This is a genomic window from Paraburkholderia youngii, from assembly GCF_013366925.1.
Lineage (GTDB): Bacteria > Pseudomonadota > Gammaproteobacteria > Burkholderiales > Burkholderiaceae > Paraburkholderia > Paraburkholderia youngii.
This window is the reverse complement of record NZ_JAALDK010000001.1, coordinates 1,210,452-1,227,687: the sequence shown is the minus strand read 5'-3', so window position 1 is coordinate 1,227,687 and position 17,236 is coordinate 1,210,452. Positions and strand designations below refer to the sequence as shown.

The following is a 17,236-nucleotide window of genomic DNA, read 5'->3' as shown; positions in this document are numbered from 1 at the left end:
CCGCGCAGTATTTGCCGTGTTCTTGTGGTGTTGTCAATCGTATTACTTGTCGACGACGAGATCGCTCAGCGGCTTGCTACAGCACAGCAGCACCATGCCCTGATCGATCTCGCGCTGACGGATACCGCCCGCGTGCTTCATCGCCACTTCGCCCGACACGAGCTTCACCTTGCAGGTGCCGCACATGCCTTGGGTGCACGACGCCGGCAGCCGCACGCCCGCCTGCTTCGCCGCTTCGAGCACATGCTGGCCGGCGCCGCATTCGATCTCGCGATGACTGCGCGTAAAGCTCACCTTGTAGCGTGTTCCGGTTTCGACCGGCGCCGCCGGCGCATCGCGCAGCGCGTCCGCGACATGCGCTTCGGTCAATTGCGCGGCCACCTCGCTGACGGTCTCGAACGAGAAGCTTTCCTCGTGATAGTGCTGGCGGTCGAAGCCGCCCTCGTCGAGCAGTTTGCGCACCGCTTGCATATACGGCGCGGGGCCGCAGGTGAAAATTTCCCGCTCCAGAAAGTCCGGTGCAATCAGCTTCAGCAGCGGCAGCGTCAGAAAGCCGGTGATGCCGGGCCAATTGGTGCGCGCGCCCACGCGCTCACAAACGAACGCTGTGCGGAAATGCGCCTGATTCGCGGCGATCAGATCGAGCTCGCGCGCGAAGATGATGTCGTCCGGCGTGCGCGCGCTATGCACGAAGACGATATCGCTGTCCTCGCCGAGTTCATGATGCGTACGGCTCATCGACATCAGCGGCGTGATGCCCGAGCCCGCCGACAAAAACAGGAACTTGCGCGCCGGATGCCGCGCGCAGGTGAACTCACCGGCAGGCCCCAGCACGCGTATCTGCATGCCCGCATGCAGATTGTCGTGCAGCCAGTTGGACACCGGGCCGCCCGGCACGCGCTTCACGGTGATCGAAATCGTATGGGGCCGCGTGGGCGGCGACGAGATCGTATAGCAGCGATTGACCCGCTCGCCGTCGATCTCCAGCTCCAGCGTAATGAACTGCCCCGGCTCGAACACGAACGCCCGGCCGGATGGCGCGCGGAAGAAGAAACTCTTCACGTCGTGCGTTTCGCTGCGAACCTGGCAGCACTCCAGCGTGTCGTCGGAATCACTGCTCCAGCGCGCCGGCAGCGCATCCCAGAAGCCCGGCTGGGTGACGCGGCTCGGCGCGCCAGCTGGATTCTCAGAAGTCTGCTCGATGTCCGGTTGAAACATGGCCTGATCGCGCATCATGGTTGTCCCCCCGCTCGTCATTGCGGTGTTGCACTCAGCGCGCGAACGACACGACTTTCTCGTCGTGCGCTGCTCGCGGGTTCGCGTCGTAATCCGCGAGACGGCCGATATACCATTCGCAGAACTTTTCGACGAGTCCTTCGGTGAATGGCGAATACGGACCCGGCTCATACGCGCTGCTCGTCGCGCCGCGCTGCGAATATTCGACGAGCGCGCGATCCTGGTCGTTGGTCGCGCGCCACACGGCGGTCAGATTGTCGACGTCGTAATCGATGCCTTCGCGCGCGTCCTTGTGCACGAGCCATTTGGTGCGCACCAGCGTCTTGCCGGCCGACAGCGGAATCACCGAGAAACTGACGATATGGTCGCTCATGAAGTGATGCCACGAATTCGGCTGCGTCCAGAACGACAAGCCGCCGAGATCGGCCTCCTTGAAACCGCCGAGCAGTTTCTTCGAGGCGACCTTCGCGTCGAGCGTCTGCGATTCGCCGTCGCGATCGAGCGGCAGACGTTGCGTGCGAAACCCGGTGACCAGATCGGCGAGCCGCTCGATTTCCGCCGATGGCAACTGCATCGCCTCCCACTGCGCGGTGCGGCGCGCGACCGTCGCCTCGAACGCGGCCATGCCCTCCTCGTTCGCCGGCGTGCGCTGATAACCGAAGCCGTATTCGTACAGCGAGACGGTCAGCTCCGGATGATTCGCGACGCAGTGATAGCACTCGCGATTGTTCTCCATCGTCAGCTTCCAGTTGCCCTCCTCGATGATGTCGATCGACGCGGCGATCTTGCAGCCGGCCAGATCGTGCGGCAACAGATACGGTTCCATCGCGGCGCGCATCACAGCAAAATCGGCGGGCGGCTGCTCGGCTAGGCAAATGAAAATCAGCCCGGCGAGATTTTCGACATGGACCGCTTTCAGGCTATGTTTGCAGCGGTCGAACTGCTCGCCCATGTGTTCGGCGAACATCAGGTCGCCATTGAGGCTATACGTCCAGCTGTGATAAGGACAGACGATATTGCCGAGCGAGCCCTTGCCGGTATTGCACAGACGCGCGCCGCGATGGCGGCAGACGTTATGAAACGCGCGCACCTGCATGTCGTCGTCGCGCACGATCAGGATCGAGTCGTCGCCGACCTCGACCGTCACGTAGTCGCCCGGTTCGGGCACATCGGGTTCGACCGCGACCTGAATCCAGTGCTGGCGGAAAATCGCGTCGATATCGAGCGCGAATATTTCCTCGCTCGTATAGAACGGCGCTTCCAGCGTGTAATTCTGCTTGCGGCGTTCGATCATTGCGCGAACGTCTGCGGAAACTTTCATTGTGTGCTCCGTTGCGTGTCACGTCTGGCGCCGCGCCAGGCCCTCCTGGTCGCATGCTGGCCCGAGCCGGAATTCAGTAATCCACCAGTTGATGCTCGCGCAAATACGCGAGGATCACTTGTGCTTTTTCGACGCAACTCCCTTCAATTACGACGCTGCCGCCGCGGCTCTCGGTCGTCGTCGCCGACAGCATGCGTGCGTGGCCCGAGCGCTTTTCGGCGGCGGCGAGCCGCGCTGGTTTCGCGGTGGCGGGGCCGATGGTCCATGCGGACTGTTCGGGAGTAGTGCCGTGCGGCGCGGCGGCGCCCGGCGCGGCGGTGCGCTCGATCTTGCCTTCGCGCAGCCGCGCATATGCGTACGACGTCGCGGCGTTCGCGAGCGGATGCACGGCGATCAACGCGGGCAGCCGCACTTCGACGCGCCGTCGCAGGCCCTTCGGCATGAACTGCCGGACCTGCGCGCAACCGTCGCGCACCGCCAGATCGACGGCGGCGCCGACGAGCGGTACCGCCAGCGCATGCGCGACGCGATACGGCAACATGCCGCTATCGAAGCCGCCTTCGGCGCGCGTGCCGCTCAGCACCAGCTGGTAGCCACGCAAACGCGCGGCGAGTCGCGGCGCCGGATCGGCGTCCGGTGGCATGTCGAGCACTTCGACCGAACGCGCGCCGAGCGCCAGATACTCGTTCAATGCGGCGTTCGACGGATCGCCCGCATGCAGCACGTCGAGCGTCGCGCCGTGCGTTCTCGCGAGCGACAGCGCCAGCGTCAACGCCGCCGCATCATTGCGGCTGTAGCGCGCGACGCCGCTGACCGGATGACGTCCGATTGAAACCAGCACGGCGATCTTCATGCGAGCACTCCTTCGGCAAGCTTGCCCGGCTGCAGCAGTGCGGCCGAGGTGGCGCGCGCGCCGCGCGCCGCGGCCGCGGCTTCGTTGAGCGCCGCGATGGTTTCCTGCGCGTCCGCGATCACGGTCAGATTCGCGCGCTTCGCGATCGGCGCGCTCGCGTCGAGATTCACCGCGATCACATGGCGGCAATCCTTGATGCCCTGCAGATGCTGAACAGCGCCGGAAATGCCGAACGCGATATACACGCTCGCCTCGACGGTCTTGCCGGTCGCGCCGATCTGCTTGTCGCGCGTGAACTTGCCGTCGTCGACGGCGACCCGGCTCGCGCCGATCGCCGCGCCGAGGGTCGTCGCGAGCCGCTCGAACGCGGGTACGTCGCTCACGCCGTTGCCCGCCGATACGATGAAGTCCGCCTCTTCCAACGCGACTTGCGCCGCATCGATTTCGTCGATGCCGAGATCGCGTATTGCGCGCTGCTCGACCGGGCTATCCGCCTCCCGCTCGAAGCGCCACGCGACCCGTTCGCCCGCGCCGACGAACGGCAGCTTCGGATCGACCGCATTCGGTGCGAGCAGCACCACTTCAGGCAGCGCGCGGCTTGCGAGCGCCGTATTCGCGCGAATATAGGTGGACACGTGCGCTGCATCGATCTCGACGACGTGCGTCGCGATGCTTGCATCGGCCACCGACGCATAACGGCGGCCCAGGTCGCCGTCGCCGGTGGCGTTGTCGGGCAGAAAGACGTGGGCGGGCGCGTAGGCTGCGACGCAGGCCGCCAGCGCATTCAGCTCATCGTCCGGCGCGTAGGTGCGGCGATCGAACATCGGCAATTCGATCAGCTTGTCGGCGCCGAGCGCGGCGGCATCGCCGGTGAATTCGCCGAACACGAGCAGCACGACTTCGGCTTGCAAGTCCGCGATCAGCGCGGCGGCGGCAAGCGTTTGGCGCGCATGTTCATCGAGCGCGCCCCGATCCGCGTGCGCCGCAACCAGCAGCACATGGCGCGGCGTGGCCGTCGTGCGGCGCGGCTTCGGCTGTTCGTGATGCGCGGCGTGACGCGCTTCAGCCAGCGACGCACTGCCGCCGGCATCCGCCACGCCAACGGCGCCGAGCGTGATGCGCCGGAGTCCCTGCGCGGTCACCGTGAACGGCCGGCGCGGATCGATTCGTTTGAGCGTATTCATCATCGCGTTACTCCAGCGCCGCGGCGACCAGTTCGGCCACGTCGAGTACTTCCGGGCGCGGCCCCACTACTCCTTCGAGCATCGCCGTGCAATTCGGGCAGCCGACCGCGACGATCTCCGCGCCGCTCGCGCGCGCGTCATCGATACGGATGTCGGGAATCCGCCGTTTGCCGGGGATATCGGTCAACGGTGCGCCGCCGCCACCGCCGCAGCAGCGCCCGCGCATCCCGTGTCGCTCCATCTCGACCACCTTGATGCCGATGCTCTTCAGCACACGGCGCGGCGCTTCCGTCTCACCGTTGTAACGGCCCAGATAGCACGGGTCGTGATACGTGATGTTGCGATCCGCCACGGCGGCGGCCACACGCGGCGACAGCTTGCCGCTCGCGATCAGTTCGTCGATCAGCGCCGTGTGGTGCTGCACCTGATAGAAGCCGCCGAGCGCGCGATACTCGTTGCGCAGGCTATGCAGCACATGCGGATCGGCGGTGACGATGCGTGCGAACGAGTACTTGGCGAGTGTGCCGATCAGCGTACGAGCCAGTTGCTGGAACGTCGCTTCGTCGCCGAGACGCCGCGCGGTGTCGCCGGTATCGGTTTCGACGCCGCCCAGCACCGCGTAATCGACACCCGCGCGGTTCAACACCTTGACCAGCGCGCGCAGCGTGCGCTGATAGCGCATATCGAACGCGCCTTCGCCGGCGATCAGCAGCACGTCTACGTGACGACCGGGTTGCGCCACCTGCACCTGCAGATCGACGGCCCAGTCGTAACGCGCGCCGATGTCGTAGCCGTTGCTGCTGCCGGTCTCGCGCAGATTCGCGAGTGTCGCCGGCCCCTTGCCCGGCACGCTGCCCTCGACGAGCGTCTGGTTGCGGCGCATGTCCACGATCGCGTCGACATGCTCGATCAGCATCGGGCACTCCTGCACGCAGGCGCGGCAGGTCGTGCACGACCACAGCGTGTCCGCTTCGATCAGCGTCGAAATGAGCGGCTTGCCCGGCGCGCCCCCATGCTTGCCGATCGGAATGCCCGGCGTCGGGCTGCCCGCGTATTGCGCGTCGGTGCCGCCGACCATGCCCGTCACCAGATCCTGAATCAGCTTCTTCGGGTTCAACGGCTGTCCCGCCGCGAACGCGGGGCACGCCGCTTCGCATTTGCCGCATTGCACGCAGGCATCGAAGCTCAACAACTGGTTCCAGCGGAATTCGATCGGCTTGCCGACGCCGTATTCCTTCGCGTCGAGCAACGGTGTTTTCAGCGCGGTGGGCGGCACGGCATCGCGAGCGTGACGCGCTGCGGTGGAATCGGCAAAGCGCTCCTGACGCGGATGAAACGCGAGGTGCAGCAACCCGGCCAACGCATGCTTCATCGGACCACCGCGCGCCGCGCCGAACGTCATCGTGAACGCGCCCGCCGCGATCAGCAGCGCGACGATCACCGCGAGCGCACCGGACATCGCCGTCGCAGGCAATGCGATGAACAATGCCAGACCGAGCGCGAACGAACCCAGCAGCAGCGGCAACTGATCCCAAGGTCCACGCGAGAGCCGCGCCGGCACCGTCTTCGCGCCATGCCGGCGGCGCCAGACGAACACCGTGCCGATCAGCATCGCCAGCGCGGCGACGAAGATCAGCTTGTCGAGCCACGGCGAGTAGATCGCGAAGCCGTAGTTGACGAACACGAGCGCCATCGCGAGGATCGCTCCGCCCGCCGTCGCAACGTGCGTGCGTGCGATGTACGGATCGCGCGCAACCACATGATGCAGGTCGACGAAGTAGCGTTTCGGGATCGCGAGCAGATTGGCCCAGCCGTAGGCGCCCGCGACGGTCGCGCGGCCTTCGCGCCAGTAGGCGGCGCGGCGTGCCAGCGCGAACGCGAGACCGGCCACCGACACCCACAGCAGGACGGTGATGACAAACACGGGGCTCATCGTCAGAAATCCTTGCAAAGGCGCAGCGCGTCGTAGATCGCGCCGTGAATGTTGTGCATCGAGATGCAGTCGCCGACCCGGAACAGCAGGAAGCGGCCATTGCCGAGTTGCTCGTCCAGACACGGCTGCGGTTCGGACGCGAACAGCTTGTGCACGTCCACCTGCCCGCGATTGACCGATTCAGTCTTCAGCTTCCAGTAAAGCTGATCGTTCGGCGTACTACCGTTTTCGATCACCACCTGATCGACCGCGCGTTCTTCCTGCTCCTCGGTGTACTCGTTGCGGATCACGGCGATCTTCTTGCCGTCCTCTTCGTACACCTTGTCGAGCCAGTAGTTCGGCGTATGGATCACGCCTTGCGCGTACAGACGGCGATAGAAGATCGGGAATGTGGTGCCGCCGACGTCGTCGGCAACCTTCACATCGGGCGTGACGATCTCCACGTTGCCGCCACGGCTCGCGATGAAATCCGCGACGCCCGCGCCCGCATGCGTGCTGACGCCGTCGTACACGAGCACGTTTTTGCCCGGCTCGACCTTGCCGGCCAGCACGTCCCACGAACTGACCGCGAGCCCCGCTTCGACACCCCACGCCGCGACCTGCGACGTGAACGCCGAACCGCCGGTGGCGAGCACGACGATGTCGGGCTTCTCGGCCATGATGGTCCGCTCGTCGGCGGCGACACCGAGGCGGCGGTCCACGCCGAGGCGCTTCGTCTCCATGTCGAACCAGCGCACGATGCCCGCCATCTGCTCGCGCTGTGGCGCTTTCGCCGCCAGCATGATCTGGCCGCCGACGTGATCGTTCTTCTCGAACAGCACCACGTCGTGACCGCGCGACTTCGCGACGCGCGCCGCTTCGAGCCCCGCCGGCCCCGCGCCGACCACGACGACTTTGCGCTTCGGTCCGCGCGACTTCGCGATCACGTGCGGCATCGTCGCTTCGCGTGAGGTCGCGGCGTTCTGCACGCACAGCACGTCGAGCCCGTTGTACTGACGGTCGATGCAGTAGTTCGCGCCAACGCACTGCTTGATTTCGTCCTCGCGGCCATCGCGGATCTTGATGACCATATGCGGATCGGCGATCTGTGCGCGCGTCATGCCGACCAGATCGACCATGCCGCTCGCGAGCAGCCGCTCGGCCTGGCCCGCGTCGCGAATGCTTTGCGCGTGCATCACCGGCACCTTGACGACCTGCTTGATGCCGGCCGCCAGATGCACGAACAGCTCGGGCGGCAGCGCCATCGGCGGCATGCAGTTGGCGAGCGTGTTGTGGGTGTCCGCGCCGGAACCAATCACGCCGAGATAATCGATCAGACCGCTCTCGCTCATCGCCTGGGCGATTTCCTTCAGCTGTTCGTGATCGAGCCCGTCTTCATGAAATTCGTCGCCGCACATGCGCAGGCCGACGCAAAAGTCGGCGCCCACCGCCGCGCGCACCGCCTGCAACACTTCGACGCCGAAACGCAGGCGGTTTTCGAGCGAGCCGCCCCATTCGTCGGTACGGAAGTTGGTACGCGGGCTCCAGAACTGATCGATCAGATGCTGGTGCGCGGCCGAGATTTCGATGCCGTCCATGCCCGCATCCTTCACGCGCTTGGCGGCCGCCGCGAAGTCGCCGATGATGCGGCGAATCTCCTCGACCTCGATGATCTTCGCGTTGCCGCGATGCACCGGTTCGCGCACTCCCGACGGCGACATCAGATGCGGCCAGTGCTCGCCGTGAAACGCCGAGCGGCGTCCCATGTGAGTGGCCTGAATCATGATCTTCGCGCCATGCGCGTGCATCGCTTCGGCGAGCCGCGCGAGCGGATCGACGATCCTGTCGGTGGCGAGATTCACCGACTTCCACCAGCCTTGCGGGCTGTCGATCGACACCGGGCTCGACCCGCCGCACACGGCGAGTCCGACGCCGCCCTTGGCCTTTTCCTCGTAGTAGCGGATATAACGGTCGCCGGGCAGGCCGCCCGGTTCCGCGTAGACCTCCGCGTGCGCGGTACTGACGATGCGGTTGCGCAGCGTCAGCTTGTTCAACGTGAGCGGCTTGAAAAGGTTCGGGTAACGCATCGCGATCGACCTCGGAATGCTCGGATTAGATTGACGCCAGCGGCGACACTTCGAATACGCAGTACTCGTGTCCCTCCGCCGCGCAGCTTGCTTCTTTCGATTGCGACGGCGGGCCCTTGCGCGCGCCGTCGGGCGCGGTGTCGTTGACCCAGTCCATCGCGCCCGCGAACCAGCCGGCGAACATGTAGCAAAGCTTGCCAGTCTTGCCCGGTTGCGCGAGCACGAACGACGAGTGCCGTAGTTCGATCCGCGCATGCGAGCTCGCCGGATCGGCTTCGATGATCCTGAACAGGCCCCAGCCGCGCTGCGACAGACGGTTCAGGTAGTGCTCGAATACCGCCATGCCGGTGAGGCCATGCTGTTTCGCTTCCTTCTCGCACCAGAAATGGGCGGACTTGTAGCCGGCCTTGTAGAGAATCTCGGCGTACGTGTCGCGGCCGAGCGCTTCCTCGACGGCGACGTGGTTGTTGGTGAAGAAATGACGCGGCACGTAGAGCATCGGCAGCGCGTCGGTGGTCCAGACGCCGGTGTCCGGATTCACATCGATGGGCAGTTGAGGTTGCATGTGGGAACTCCGTTTTTATCCGCTGTAAGAAGGCTCACACCTTCCAGACTTCGCCGAACACCCGTACCCAGTTCTCGCCCATGATCTTGCGGATGCGCGTCTCGCTCCAGCCGGCGCGTTCCATCGCGGCGGTGAGGTTCGGAAACTCGCCGATCGTGCGAATGCCTTCGGGATTCACGACCTTGCCGAAGTTCGTCAACTGGCGATAACGGCCCTTGTCGTGCGTGATCCAGTCGAAGAACTCGGTGCTGTAGCCCTGCGTGAAATCGGTGCCGATTCCCACCTGGTCCTCGCCGATCACGTTCACCACGTACTCGATCGCCTCGAGGTAATCTTCGACGGTCGCATCGGGGCCGCGCTTCAGGAACGGCGCGAACATCGTCACGCCGACGAAGCCGCCCGCATCGGCGATCTCCTTCAGCTGCTCGTCGGTCTTGTTGCGCGGATGCTCCTTGAGGCCCGACGGGCAGCAATGCGAATAGCAGACCGGTTTGTTCGACGCCGCGATCGCCTCCGACGAAGTCTTGCCGCCCACATGCGACAGATCGACCATGATGCCGACGCGGTTCATCTCCTGAATCACTTCGCGCCCGTAACCCGAGAGACCGCCGTCGCGCTCGTAGCAGCCGGTGCCGACGAGGTTCTGCGTGTTGTAGCAAAGCTGCACCACGTTGACGCCGAGATCTTTGAACGCTTCGATATAGCCGAGGTTGTCCTCGAACGCATGCGCGTTCTGGAAGCCGAAGATGATGCCGGTCTTGTTCTCTTTCTTCGCGCGCAAGATGTCGTCGGTGGTACGCACCAGCGTGAGGATCTCGCTGTGCTCGCGAATCTGCTGCTTCATTTCGGCGATGTTGTCGACGGTCTTCTGGAAGCTTTCCCAGACCGACACCGTGCAGTTCACGGCGGTGACGCCGCCCTTGCGCATGTCCTCGAACACCGAGCGCTCGAACTTGGAAATGTTCAGCCCGTCGATGATGATGCTGTTCTCGTGCAGTTGACTCATCGTTTGCTCCACGCGTATTCAGTAGATGGGAAAACGGTCGCACAGCGCGAAAATTTCGCGGCGCACGCGTTGTTCGGTTGCGGCGTCGCCCTCGGGGGACGCACGCAGCGCATCGAGCACCTCGACGATCAGACGCCCGACCTCGCGAAACTCACTGACGCCGAAGCCGCGCGTCGTGCCCGCCGGCGTGCCGAGACGAATGCCGGAGGTGACGGTCGGCTTCTCCGTATCGAACGGAATGCCGTTCTTGTTGCAGGTGATGCCCGCGCGCTCCAGCGCCTGCTCGACCTGATTGCCCTTGAGCCCCTTCGGCCGCAGATCCACCAGCAGCAGATGGTTGTCGGTGCCGCCCGTCACCAGATCGACGCCGCCCGCTTTCAGCACTTCACCGAGCGCCTGCGCGTTCGCGAGCACGCTGTCGATATAGGTTTTGAAGCCCGGCTGCAACGCCTCACCGAAGGCGACCGCCTTGCCGGCGATCACGTGCATCAGCGGGCCGCCCTGCAAGCCGGGGAAAACGGCGGAGTTGATCTTCTTCGCGATCTCTTCGTCGTTGGTCAGCACGAAGCCGCCGCGCGGACCGCGCAGGGTCTTGTGGGTGGTCGACGTGACAACGTGTGCATGCGGAACCGGATTGTCATGACGGCCGGCCGCGATCACGCCCGCGATATGCGCCATGTCCACCATGAGCTTCGCACCGACGCCATCGGCGATCGCGCGCAGCCGCGCGAAGTCGAGCGCGCGCGGATAGGCGGAGAAACCGGCGATCAGCAGCGTGGGCTTGTGCTGCTCAGCCAGTTCTTCGATCTGGTCGTAGTCGATCAGCATCGTGTCGCGCCGCACGCCGTACTGCACCGCATTGAACCACTTGCCCGACAACGCGGGCTTCGCGCCGTGCGTCAGATGCCCGCCCGCGTCGAGCGACATGCCGAGCACCGTATCGCCCGGCTTCGTCAGTGCGAGCATCACCGCGCCGTTCGCCTGCGCGCCGGAATGCGGCTGCACATTGGCGAACTTCGCGTCGAACAGTCGCTTGATACGATCGAGCGCGAGCGTCTCGATCTCGTCGACGTATTCGCAACCGCCGTAGTAGCGCTTGCCCGGATACCCTTCCGCGTATTTGTTGGTCAGCACCGAGCCCTGCGCGTCGAGTACGGCGCGCGACACGATGTTTTCCGACGCGATCAGCTCGACTTGCGACTGCTGACGCTCGAGCTCTTTCAGAATGGCGCCGCGCACCGCCGGATCGCGCGCCGGCAGCGAGTCTTCGAAGAAGGGATTCGGGTTCGACATGGAAGGTCCGTAAGAACGTTGACGGGAGGCTGTTGCGGGTTGCCGGCGGATCGCGCCGCCGCTTTGCCTTGGATCTATTCTTGACGGTCGGCCCGCGCGTCGATTTACGAATTCAGACGCGTTCTTTGCCTTTTCCGCCATGCGCGTCCTTTTTCGACAAGTCGGCGCAGTCCGCCTGCGCGGGGCTGCACTACAAGGCAGTCTTACTGCGCCGTTCGGGTGCGCCGTACCGCCGTCGCGGCGCCGTTCTGGTGCCGCGTGGAAGCGATTTCATCAGTGGGTTGCCTAGCCATTCCACGCTTTGTGCGCAGCATCCAAGGGTTTAGCCTGATGGCACGGTAGTTGCCCTGATATTCAGAATTGAGATAGTCGCCTTCCCCGCGGCGACGCGACATTCAAATCAGGATTTCCCGTTCCCATGTCCACCGATCGCACGGCATCGTTGTCGCATTTCGCATTCATGCCGGTTCCGAACTTCACGATGATCGCGTTCACCAACGCGATCGAAGTGCTACGCATGGCGAACTACCTGACGGGCCAGACGCTTTACCGCTGGTCGATCGTGAGTCCCGCCGGCGGGCCGGTCACGGCGAGCAACGGGCTTTCCGTCGATACGGGTCCGGTCGAATGCGTCGGGCAACCCGATATCGTGTTCGTGGTCGGCGGCATCGACGTGCAGCGCTCGACTACCGCCGAGCATCTGTCCGCGCTGCGCCGTTTCGCGCGCATGGGCTGCATGCTGGGCAGTCTGTGCACGGGCACCTATGCGCTCGCGCGCGCCGGTCTGCTGGCCGGTTATGCGTGCGCGATTCATTGGGAAAACATGTCGGCGCTGAAGGAGGAGTTTCCCGACACGCGCTTTCTGAAAGAGCTGTTCGTGATCGATCGGGATCGGGTGACTTGCACCGGCGGCGTCGCGCCGCTCGACATGATGCTGAACCTGATTTCGCCACGCGTCGGTACCGCGCGCGTCACGCAGATCGCCGAGCAGTTCATCGTCGAACACGTGCGCGACACCAGCGCGCAGCAGAAGATGCCGCTGGTCGCGCGGCTCGGCTCGGCCAACAAGTCGCTGTTCGAAGTGATCTCGCTGATGGAGAACAACATCGAGGAGCCGCTGTCGCGCGAGGAACTGGCGCGGCTCGCCGGCATGTCGCAACGGCAGTTGCAACGGCTGTTCCGCGAGCACCTGGGCATGACGCCGACGCATTACTACCTGACGCTGCGCCTGCGGCGCGCACGCGAGCTGCTATTGCAGACCGACATGTCGATCATGCACATCACGATGGCGTGCGGCTTCCAGTCGGCCTGCCACTTTTCGAAGAGCTATCGCGATGCGTTCGGCACCGCGCCGACCCGCGAGCGCCGCAGCCAGGCGCCTTCGCTGTCCAATGCGCCAGTGCTGGCGGCTTGATCAATGAAGATACGCGCTGAACGGCGTACCCGTTCAGCGCGTGCGTAAGACAACGCGCTGCGTGGACCGGCAGCCCACCCAGCGCTTCGGCGGCACTCTGGCGGCTGGCGAACCTCAAGCCGCCTTCAAAAGCCCATGCGGGTCGATCACAAACTTCTTCGGCGCGCCGCCGTCGAATTGCCGATAGCCCTCGGGCGCATCGTCGAGCGATACCACCGTCACGTTGACGATATCGGCGATCGGCAAACGATCCCACAGGATCGCCTGCATCAGATTGCGGTTGTACTTCATGACCGGCGTCTGCCCGGTGTGGAACGAATGCGACTTGGCCCAGCCCAGGCCGAAACGCAAACTGAGGCTGCCCTTGCGTGCGGCGGCGTCGGCCGAGCCGGGATCGTCGGTCACGTAGAGGCCGGGAATGCCGATCGCGCCGGCCGCGCGGGTGATTTCCATCAGCGAATTGAGCACCGTGGCCGGGGCTTCCTCGTGTGAGCCGCTGCTGCCGTGACCGTGCGCTTCGAAGCCGACGCAGTCCACCGCGCAATCCACTTCGGGCTTGCCGAGGATCCGCTCGATCTGTTCGCCGAGCGTCGCGTCCTTCGACAGATCGATGGTCTGGAAGCCCATCTTGCGCGCGTGCGCGAGGCGCGCCTCGTTCATGTCGCCGACGATCGTGCAGGCCGCCCCCAGCAGGCGCGCCGACGCGGCCGCCGCCATGCCGACCGGTCCCGCGCCCGCGATATAGGCTGTCGCGCCGGGCTTCACGCCGGCCATCACCGCGCCGTGATAGCCGGTCGGCAGAATGTCGGACAGGCAGGTCAGGTCGCGGATCTTCGCCATCGCCTGCGCCGGGTCCGGGAATTTCAGCAGATTGAAGTCCGCATACGGCACGAGTACGTATTCGGCCTGGCCGCCAATCCATCCGCCCATGTCGACATAGCCATACGCGCCGCCCGCGCGCGACGGATTGACGTTCAGGCACACGCCGGTATGCTGTGCCTTGCAGGTCGGGCAGCGTCCGCAGGCTACGTTGAACGGCACCGACACCAGATCGCCGATGCTCAGCGTTTCGACGTCGCGCCCTACCTCGATCACTTCGCCGGTAATCTCGTGCCCGAGCACGAGGCCGACCTCGGCGGTGGTGCGGCCACGCACCATGTGCTGATCGGAGCCGCAGATATTCGTGCTCACCACCTTCAGGATTACGCCATGGCCGATCGAACGGCCGCGTGGATCGACCATCTTCGGATAGTCGATCGACTGCACTTCGACCTTGCCCTGCCCCAGATACACGACGCCGCGATTGCTGCTCATTGTCTCGTCTCCATGTTCGTGAGCGGCGCGCCCGCACGCTGCATGGCGCGCCGTTCCACCAGCGTAGCGGCCGCTCGCAGCGGCACCTGTGCCGAACCCGACACGCGTTTGGCCACAACCGACAACGCCGGCATCGCTCGCGCTGCGGGCCCACAACTTTTTCTTTACCCCCGCGCAACATATCCTCGTTTGCCAGCGTTTCGCAAAAGCCCGATAGTGCTGCGTCGGCCGAATCGCCGATCCGCCGACTCACACTCCCCGACCGAGGACCCGTTTGCAATGAAGACCCGAGCGCTCAAACTGATAACAACCGCGACGTTCGCGCTGTTCGCGCTGTCCGCGATCTCACCCGCCGGTCGCGCGGCCGAGGCCGCCGCCGCGCAACGCCAATCCACCGTCGATGCGGCGATCCGGCCGCTGATGGCGAAGTACCATATCGCCGGCATGGCGGTTGGCGTGATCGACGACGGCAAGCCCTACGTGTACAACTACGGCGTCGCATCGACGCAAACCGGCAAGCCGGTCACACGCGACACGCTGTTCGAACTCGGCTCGGTCAGCAAGACCTTCACGGCGACGCTCGCGTCGTATGCGCAGCTCGACGGCAAGCTGTCGTTGGCGGACGGCACGGAGCGCTATCTGCCGACGCTGCGCGGCCGGCCGTTCGGCAAAGTGAGCCTGCTGAACCTCGGCACGCACACGCCCGGCGGTCTGCCGCTCCAGGTTCCGGACGACATCCACAACGACGCGCAATTGCTGCAGTACTTCCACGACTGGCAGCCCGCTCATGCGCCCGGCACATTCCGCACCTACTCCAATCCCAGCATCGGCACCCTGGGCCTGATCACCGCGAAAAGCATGGGGCAGGACTTCACAGTGCTAATGCAGCAACGCGTGTTTCCGGCGCTCGGCATGAAGAGCACCTACATCGACGTCCCAGCGGCAAAGATGCCGGACTACGCGCAGGGCTATGCCAAAGATGGTGCGCCCGTCCGCCTGACGGGCGGCGTGATTGCCGCCGAAGCGTACGGGGTGAAGTCGACCGCCGCCGATATGCTGCATTACGTGCAGGCGAACATGAACCTGCTTCCGCTCGACAGCCAGCTCCAGCGTGCGATCACGGACACGCATACCGGCTATTTCCAGGCGGGCGTGTTGACCCAGGATCTGATCTGGGAGCAGTACCCGTATCCAGTCGCGCTGCCGACCTTGCTGGCCGGCAATTCGGCGGAAATGGTCCTCGACGGCAAGCCGGCGACCGAAATCAAACCACCGCTGCAGCCGCAGCAGAATGTCTGGATCAACAAGACCGGTTCGACCAATGGCTTCGGCGCGTATGTCGCCTTCGTGCCGCAAAAGCGCATCGGCATCGTGCTGCTCGCCAACCGTAATTTCCCGAACGAGGCGCGCGTGAGCGCCGCGCATCAGATCCTCACGGCGCTGGATGGCGGCGAGCATTGATGGATTGAGTACGACGGGACGGGGTACGGTCGCGTGCGGCGCGCTCCGTCCCGTGACTTTCATTCCCGCACAGCGGTCAACGCGCTGCGCGCATCGGCTTCGACCGCTTCGGACATGAGTGTTTCCAGCGCCATGCCACGCGTTTCGATCCCGAGTATCCACACCGCCGCCGCGGCGACCACGAAGCACATCGCGCCCAGCGAGAACACACCGCCCTGTCCGAAGACCGGCAGCACGACGCCCACGACATAAGGACCGATGAGCGAGCCGACCCGGCCGACCGCGGACGCGAAGCCCGATCCGGTCGCCCGCGCGCCGGTGCCGTAAAGCTCGGGGGTGTACGTGTACAGCACCGCCCACATCGAGAACATGAAGAACTGCATCGCGAGTCCGGCACAGATCAGCAGCCCCGGCGTCTGCACATGGAGCGCCGTTTGCCCGTAGACGTACGCCATCACCGCGCTACCCGCGAGCGACGCGATACAGGTCGGCTTGCGGCCCCAGCGCTCTACGAGCCACGCCGCGCAGATGAAGCCGGGCACGCCGCCCAGGGAAATCAGCACCGTGTACAGCACGGACTTCGTCACCGCGAAGCCAGCCTGCTGCATCAACGCGCCGAGCCACGACGTCAGCCCATAAAAGCCGAGCAATGCGAAGAACCACAGCGTCCAGACCATGATCGTGCGACGCCGGTACGCCAGGCTCCAGATTTCGCGTAACGCGCCAGTGCCCTTCGCCGCCGCGGGTTCCGCCAGCATCACCGGTGCTGGCAACTGGCTCACGTTCGCCGAGCGCATCACCTTGGCCTCGATGCCGGCGAGAATACGATCGGCTTCCTCATGACGGCCACGATGTTCGAGCCAACGCGGCGACTCGGGCACCACACGGCGGACGATCAGCACGAACACCGCCGGAATCGCGAGCAGCGCGAACTCGCTGCGCCAGCCGAAGTTCGGCAGCACGAAATACGACACCACGCCCGACGTGATGAAGCCGAGCGGCCAGAAACCATCCATCAGCGCAATCAGGCGGCCGCGCGATGCGGCGGGCACGAACTCCGACAGCAAGGTCTGCGCGATCGGAAACTCCATCCCCATGCCGACGCCGAGCAGCACGCGATACAGGATCAGCACATCGACGCTCTGCGCGGTCGAACACAGATACGACGCCAGCCCCCACAGCACCATGCTCCATTGAAACACGGGCCGGCGTCCGAAGCGATCCGCCAGCAGACCCGCCACGGCCGCGCCGAGCACCATGCCGAAGAAACTCGCACTGGCGACGAGCCCCGTCGTCGCGGTCGACAGATGGAACTCGTTCTTGATCGAACCGAGCACGAAGGTCATCGTGGCGAGGTCGACCGAATCGAAGAAGAACGCGATCGCGACGATGATGAAGAGGGTTCGGTGATAGCGGGAGAACGGCAAGCGTTCGAGCCGGGCGGCTGCGCTGGCGCGAAGCGGGAAAGCAGTGGACATGTGATCCCCTCGTGGATACGGCGGTTGACGCGGTGACTTCCGCGTGGATGGGGCAAACTGTGTCCTCAGTAGATGCCGACATAAATCGGCCACATAGAAGAAATGCGTCGTC

13 protein-coding genes are annotated in these 17,236 nt (G+C 64.8%); 2 read left to right on the top strand and 11 right to left on the bottom strand.

Going from position 1 to position 17,236, the window contains the following annotated elements; translation table 11 throughout:
- Positions 1 to 42: 42 nt before the first annotated feature.
- From G5S42_RS05730 to G5S42_RS05690, 9 genes are all read right to left on the bottom strand, one after another.
- On the bottom strand, positions 43 to 1,236 hold the full coding sequence (locus G5S42_RS05730; RefSeq protein WP_176105906.1) for an FAD-binding oxidoreductase: 1,194 nt from the start codon (positions 1,234 to 1,236) through the stop codon (positions 43 to 45).
- Between the two features lie 34 nt (positions 1,237 to 1,270).
- Positions 1,271 to 2,557: an aromatic ring-hydroxylating oxygenase subunit alpha gene (locus tag G5S42_RS05725; protein WP_176105905.1), complete on the bottom strand. Its 1,287-nt coding sequence runs from the start codon at positions 2,555 to 2,557 to the stop codon at positions 1,271 to 1,273.
- A 73-nt stretch (positions 2,558 to 2,630) separates the two neighbouring features.
- The gene (locus G5S42_RS05720; RefSeq protein WP_176105904.1) at positions 2,631 to 3,410 is read right to left on the bottom strand and encodes an adenine nucleotide alpha hydrolase family protein; all 780 of its coding nucleotides are present in this window, start codon (positions 3,408 to 3,410) and stop codon (positions 2,631 to 2,633) included.
- Positions 3,407 to 4,594: an electron transfer flavoprotein subunit alpha/FixB family protein gene (locus G5S42_RS05715; protein WP_176110370.1), complete on the bottom strand. Its 1,188-nt coding sequence runs from the start codon at positions 4,592 to 4,594 to the stop codon at positions 3,407 to 3,409. The genes G5S42_RS05720 and G5S42_RS05715 overlap by 4 nt, the downstream gene beginning before the upstream one ends.
- Positions 4,595 to 4,601: 7 nt before the next feature.
- Positions 4,602 to 6,527, bottom strand: a complete 1,926-nt coding sequence (locus G5S42_RS05710) for a (Fe-S)-binding protein (protein WP_176105903.1) — start codon at positions 6,525 to 6,527, stop codon at positions 4,602 to 4,604.
- A gap of 2 nt (positions 6,528 to 6,529) precedes the next feature.
- Positions 6,530 to 8,593 carry an NADH:flavin oxidoreductase gene (locus tag G5S42_RS05705; RefSeq protein WP_176105902.1) on the bottom strand — a complete coding sequence of 688 codons (2,064 nt, stop codon included), beginning with the start codon at positions 8,591 to 8,593 and terminating at the stop codon, positions 6,530 to 6,532.
- Between the two features lie 25 nt (positions 8,594 to 8,618).
- Positions 8,619 to 9,158 carry a DUF5943 domain-containing protein gene (locus G5S42_RS05700; RefSeq protein WP_176105901.1) on the bottom strand — a complete coding sequence of 180 codons (540 nt, stop codon included), beginning with the start codon at positions 9,156 to 9,158 and terminating at the stop codon, positions 8,619 to 8,621.
- 34 nt (positions 9,159 to 9,192) lie between these two features.
- Entirely contained in the window at positions 9,193 to 10,164 is a 972-nt protein-coding gene (locus G5S42_RS05695; protein WP_176105900.1) for a dipeptidase, read from the bottom strand.
- Between the two features lie 18 nt (positions 10,165 to 10,182).
- Positions 10,183 to 11,457 (bottom strand): serine hydroxymethyltransferase, encoded by a 1,275-nt coding sequence (locus tag G5S42_RS05690; protein ID WP_176105899.1) that lies wholly within the window; start codon positions 11,455 to 11,457, stop codon positions 10,183 to 10,185.
- Positions 11,458 to 11,875: 418 nt separating this feature from the next.
- On the opposite strand from G5S42_RS05690, the gene G5S42_RS05685 reads away from it, so the two are divergent.
- Entirely contained in the window at positions 11,876 to 12,871 is a 996-nt protein-coding gene (locus G5S42_RS05685; RefSeq protein ID WP_176105898.1) for a GlxA family transcriptional regulator, read from the top strand.
- Between the two features lie 114 nt (positions 12,872 to 12,985).
- Here G5S42_RS05685 and fdhA read toward each other — a convergent pair whose 3' ends face one another.
- Positions 12,986 to 14,185: a formaldehyde dehydrogenase, glutathione-independent gene (gene fdhA / locus G5S42_RS05680; RefSeq protein ID WP_176105897.1), complete on the bottom strand. Its 1,200-nt coding sequence runs from the start codon at positions 14,183 to 14,185 to the stop codon at positions 12,986 to 12,988.
- Positions 14,186 to 14,464: 279 nt separating this feature from the next.
- Between fdhA and ampC the strand changes: the two genes are divergently transcribed.
- Entirely contained in the window at positions 14,465 to 15,646 is a 1,182-nt protein-coding gene (gene ampC / locus G5S42_RS05675; RefSeq protein WP_176105896.1) for a class C beta-lactamase, read from the top strand.
- Positions 15,647 to 15,705: 59 nt separating this feature from the next.
- On the opposite strand, the gene G5S42_RS05670 is transcribed toward ampC, so the two are convergent.
- Positions 15,706 to 17,124, bottom strand: coding sequence for an MFS transporter (locus G5S42_RS05670; protein ID WP_176105895.1), 1,419 nt, complete (start codon positions 17,122 to 17,124; stop codon positions 15,706 to 15,708).
- Positions 17,125 to 17,236 lie beyond the last annotated feature (112 nt).

Bases quoted from the DNA above. Each gene is read 5' to 3' on its own strand.
- G5S42_RS05685 (WP_176105898.1), top strand. From the start codon at position 11,876: ATGTCCACCGATCGCACGGCATCGTTGTCGCATTTCGCATTCATGCCG.
- G5S42_RS05730 (WP_176105906.1), bottom strand. From the start codon at position 1,236: ATGATGCGCGATCAGGCCATGTTTCAACCGGACATCGAGCAGACTTCT.
- G5S42_RS05670 (WP_176105895.1), bottom strand. From the start codon at position 17,124: ATGTCCACTGCTTTCCCGCTTCGCGCCAGCGCAGCCGCCCGGCTCGAA.
- G5S42_RS05695 (WP_176105900.1), bottom strand. From the start codon at position 10,164: ATGAGTCAACTGCACGAGAACAGCATCATCATCGACGGGCTGAACATT.
- G5S42_RS05690 (WP_176105899.1), bottom strand. From the start codon at position 11,457: ATGTCGAACCCGAATCCCTTCTTCGAAGACTCGCTGCCGGCGCGCGAT.
- G5S42_RS05705 (WP_176105902.1), bottom strand. From the start codon at position 8,593: ATGCGTTACCCGAACCTTTTCAAGCCGCTCACGTTGAACAAGCTGACG.
- G5S42_RS05720 (WP_176105904.1), bottom strand. From the start codon at position 3,410: ATGAAGATCGCCGTGCTGGTTTCAATCGGACGTCATCCGGTCAGCGGC.
- fdhA (WP_176105897.1), bottom strand. From the start codon at position 14,185: ATGAGCAGCAATCGCGGCGTCGTGTATCTGGGGCAGGGCAAGGTCGAA.
- G5S42_RS05710 (WP_176105903.1), bottom strand. From the start codon at position 6,527: ATGAGCCCCGTGTTTGTCATCACCGTCCTGCTGTGGGTGTCGGTGGCC.
- G5S42_RS05700 (WP_176105901.1), bottom strand. From the start codon at position 9,158: ATGCAACCTCAACTGCCCATCGATGTGAATCCGGACACCGGCGTCTGG.
- G5S42_RS05725 (WP_176105905.1), bottom strand. From the start codon at position 2,557: ATGAAAGTTTCCGCAGACGTTCGCGCAATGATCGAACGCCGCAAGCAG.
- ampC (WP_176105896.1), top strand. From the start codon at position 14,465: ATGAAGACCCGAGCGCTCAAACTGATAACAACCGCGACGTTCGCGCTG.
- G5S42_RS05715 (WP_176110370.1), bottom strand. From the start codon at position 4,594: ATGAATACGCTCAAACGAATCGATCCGCGCCGGCCGTTCACGGTGACC.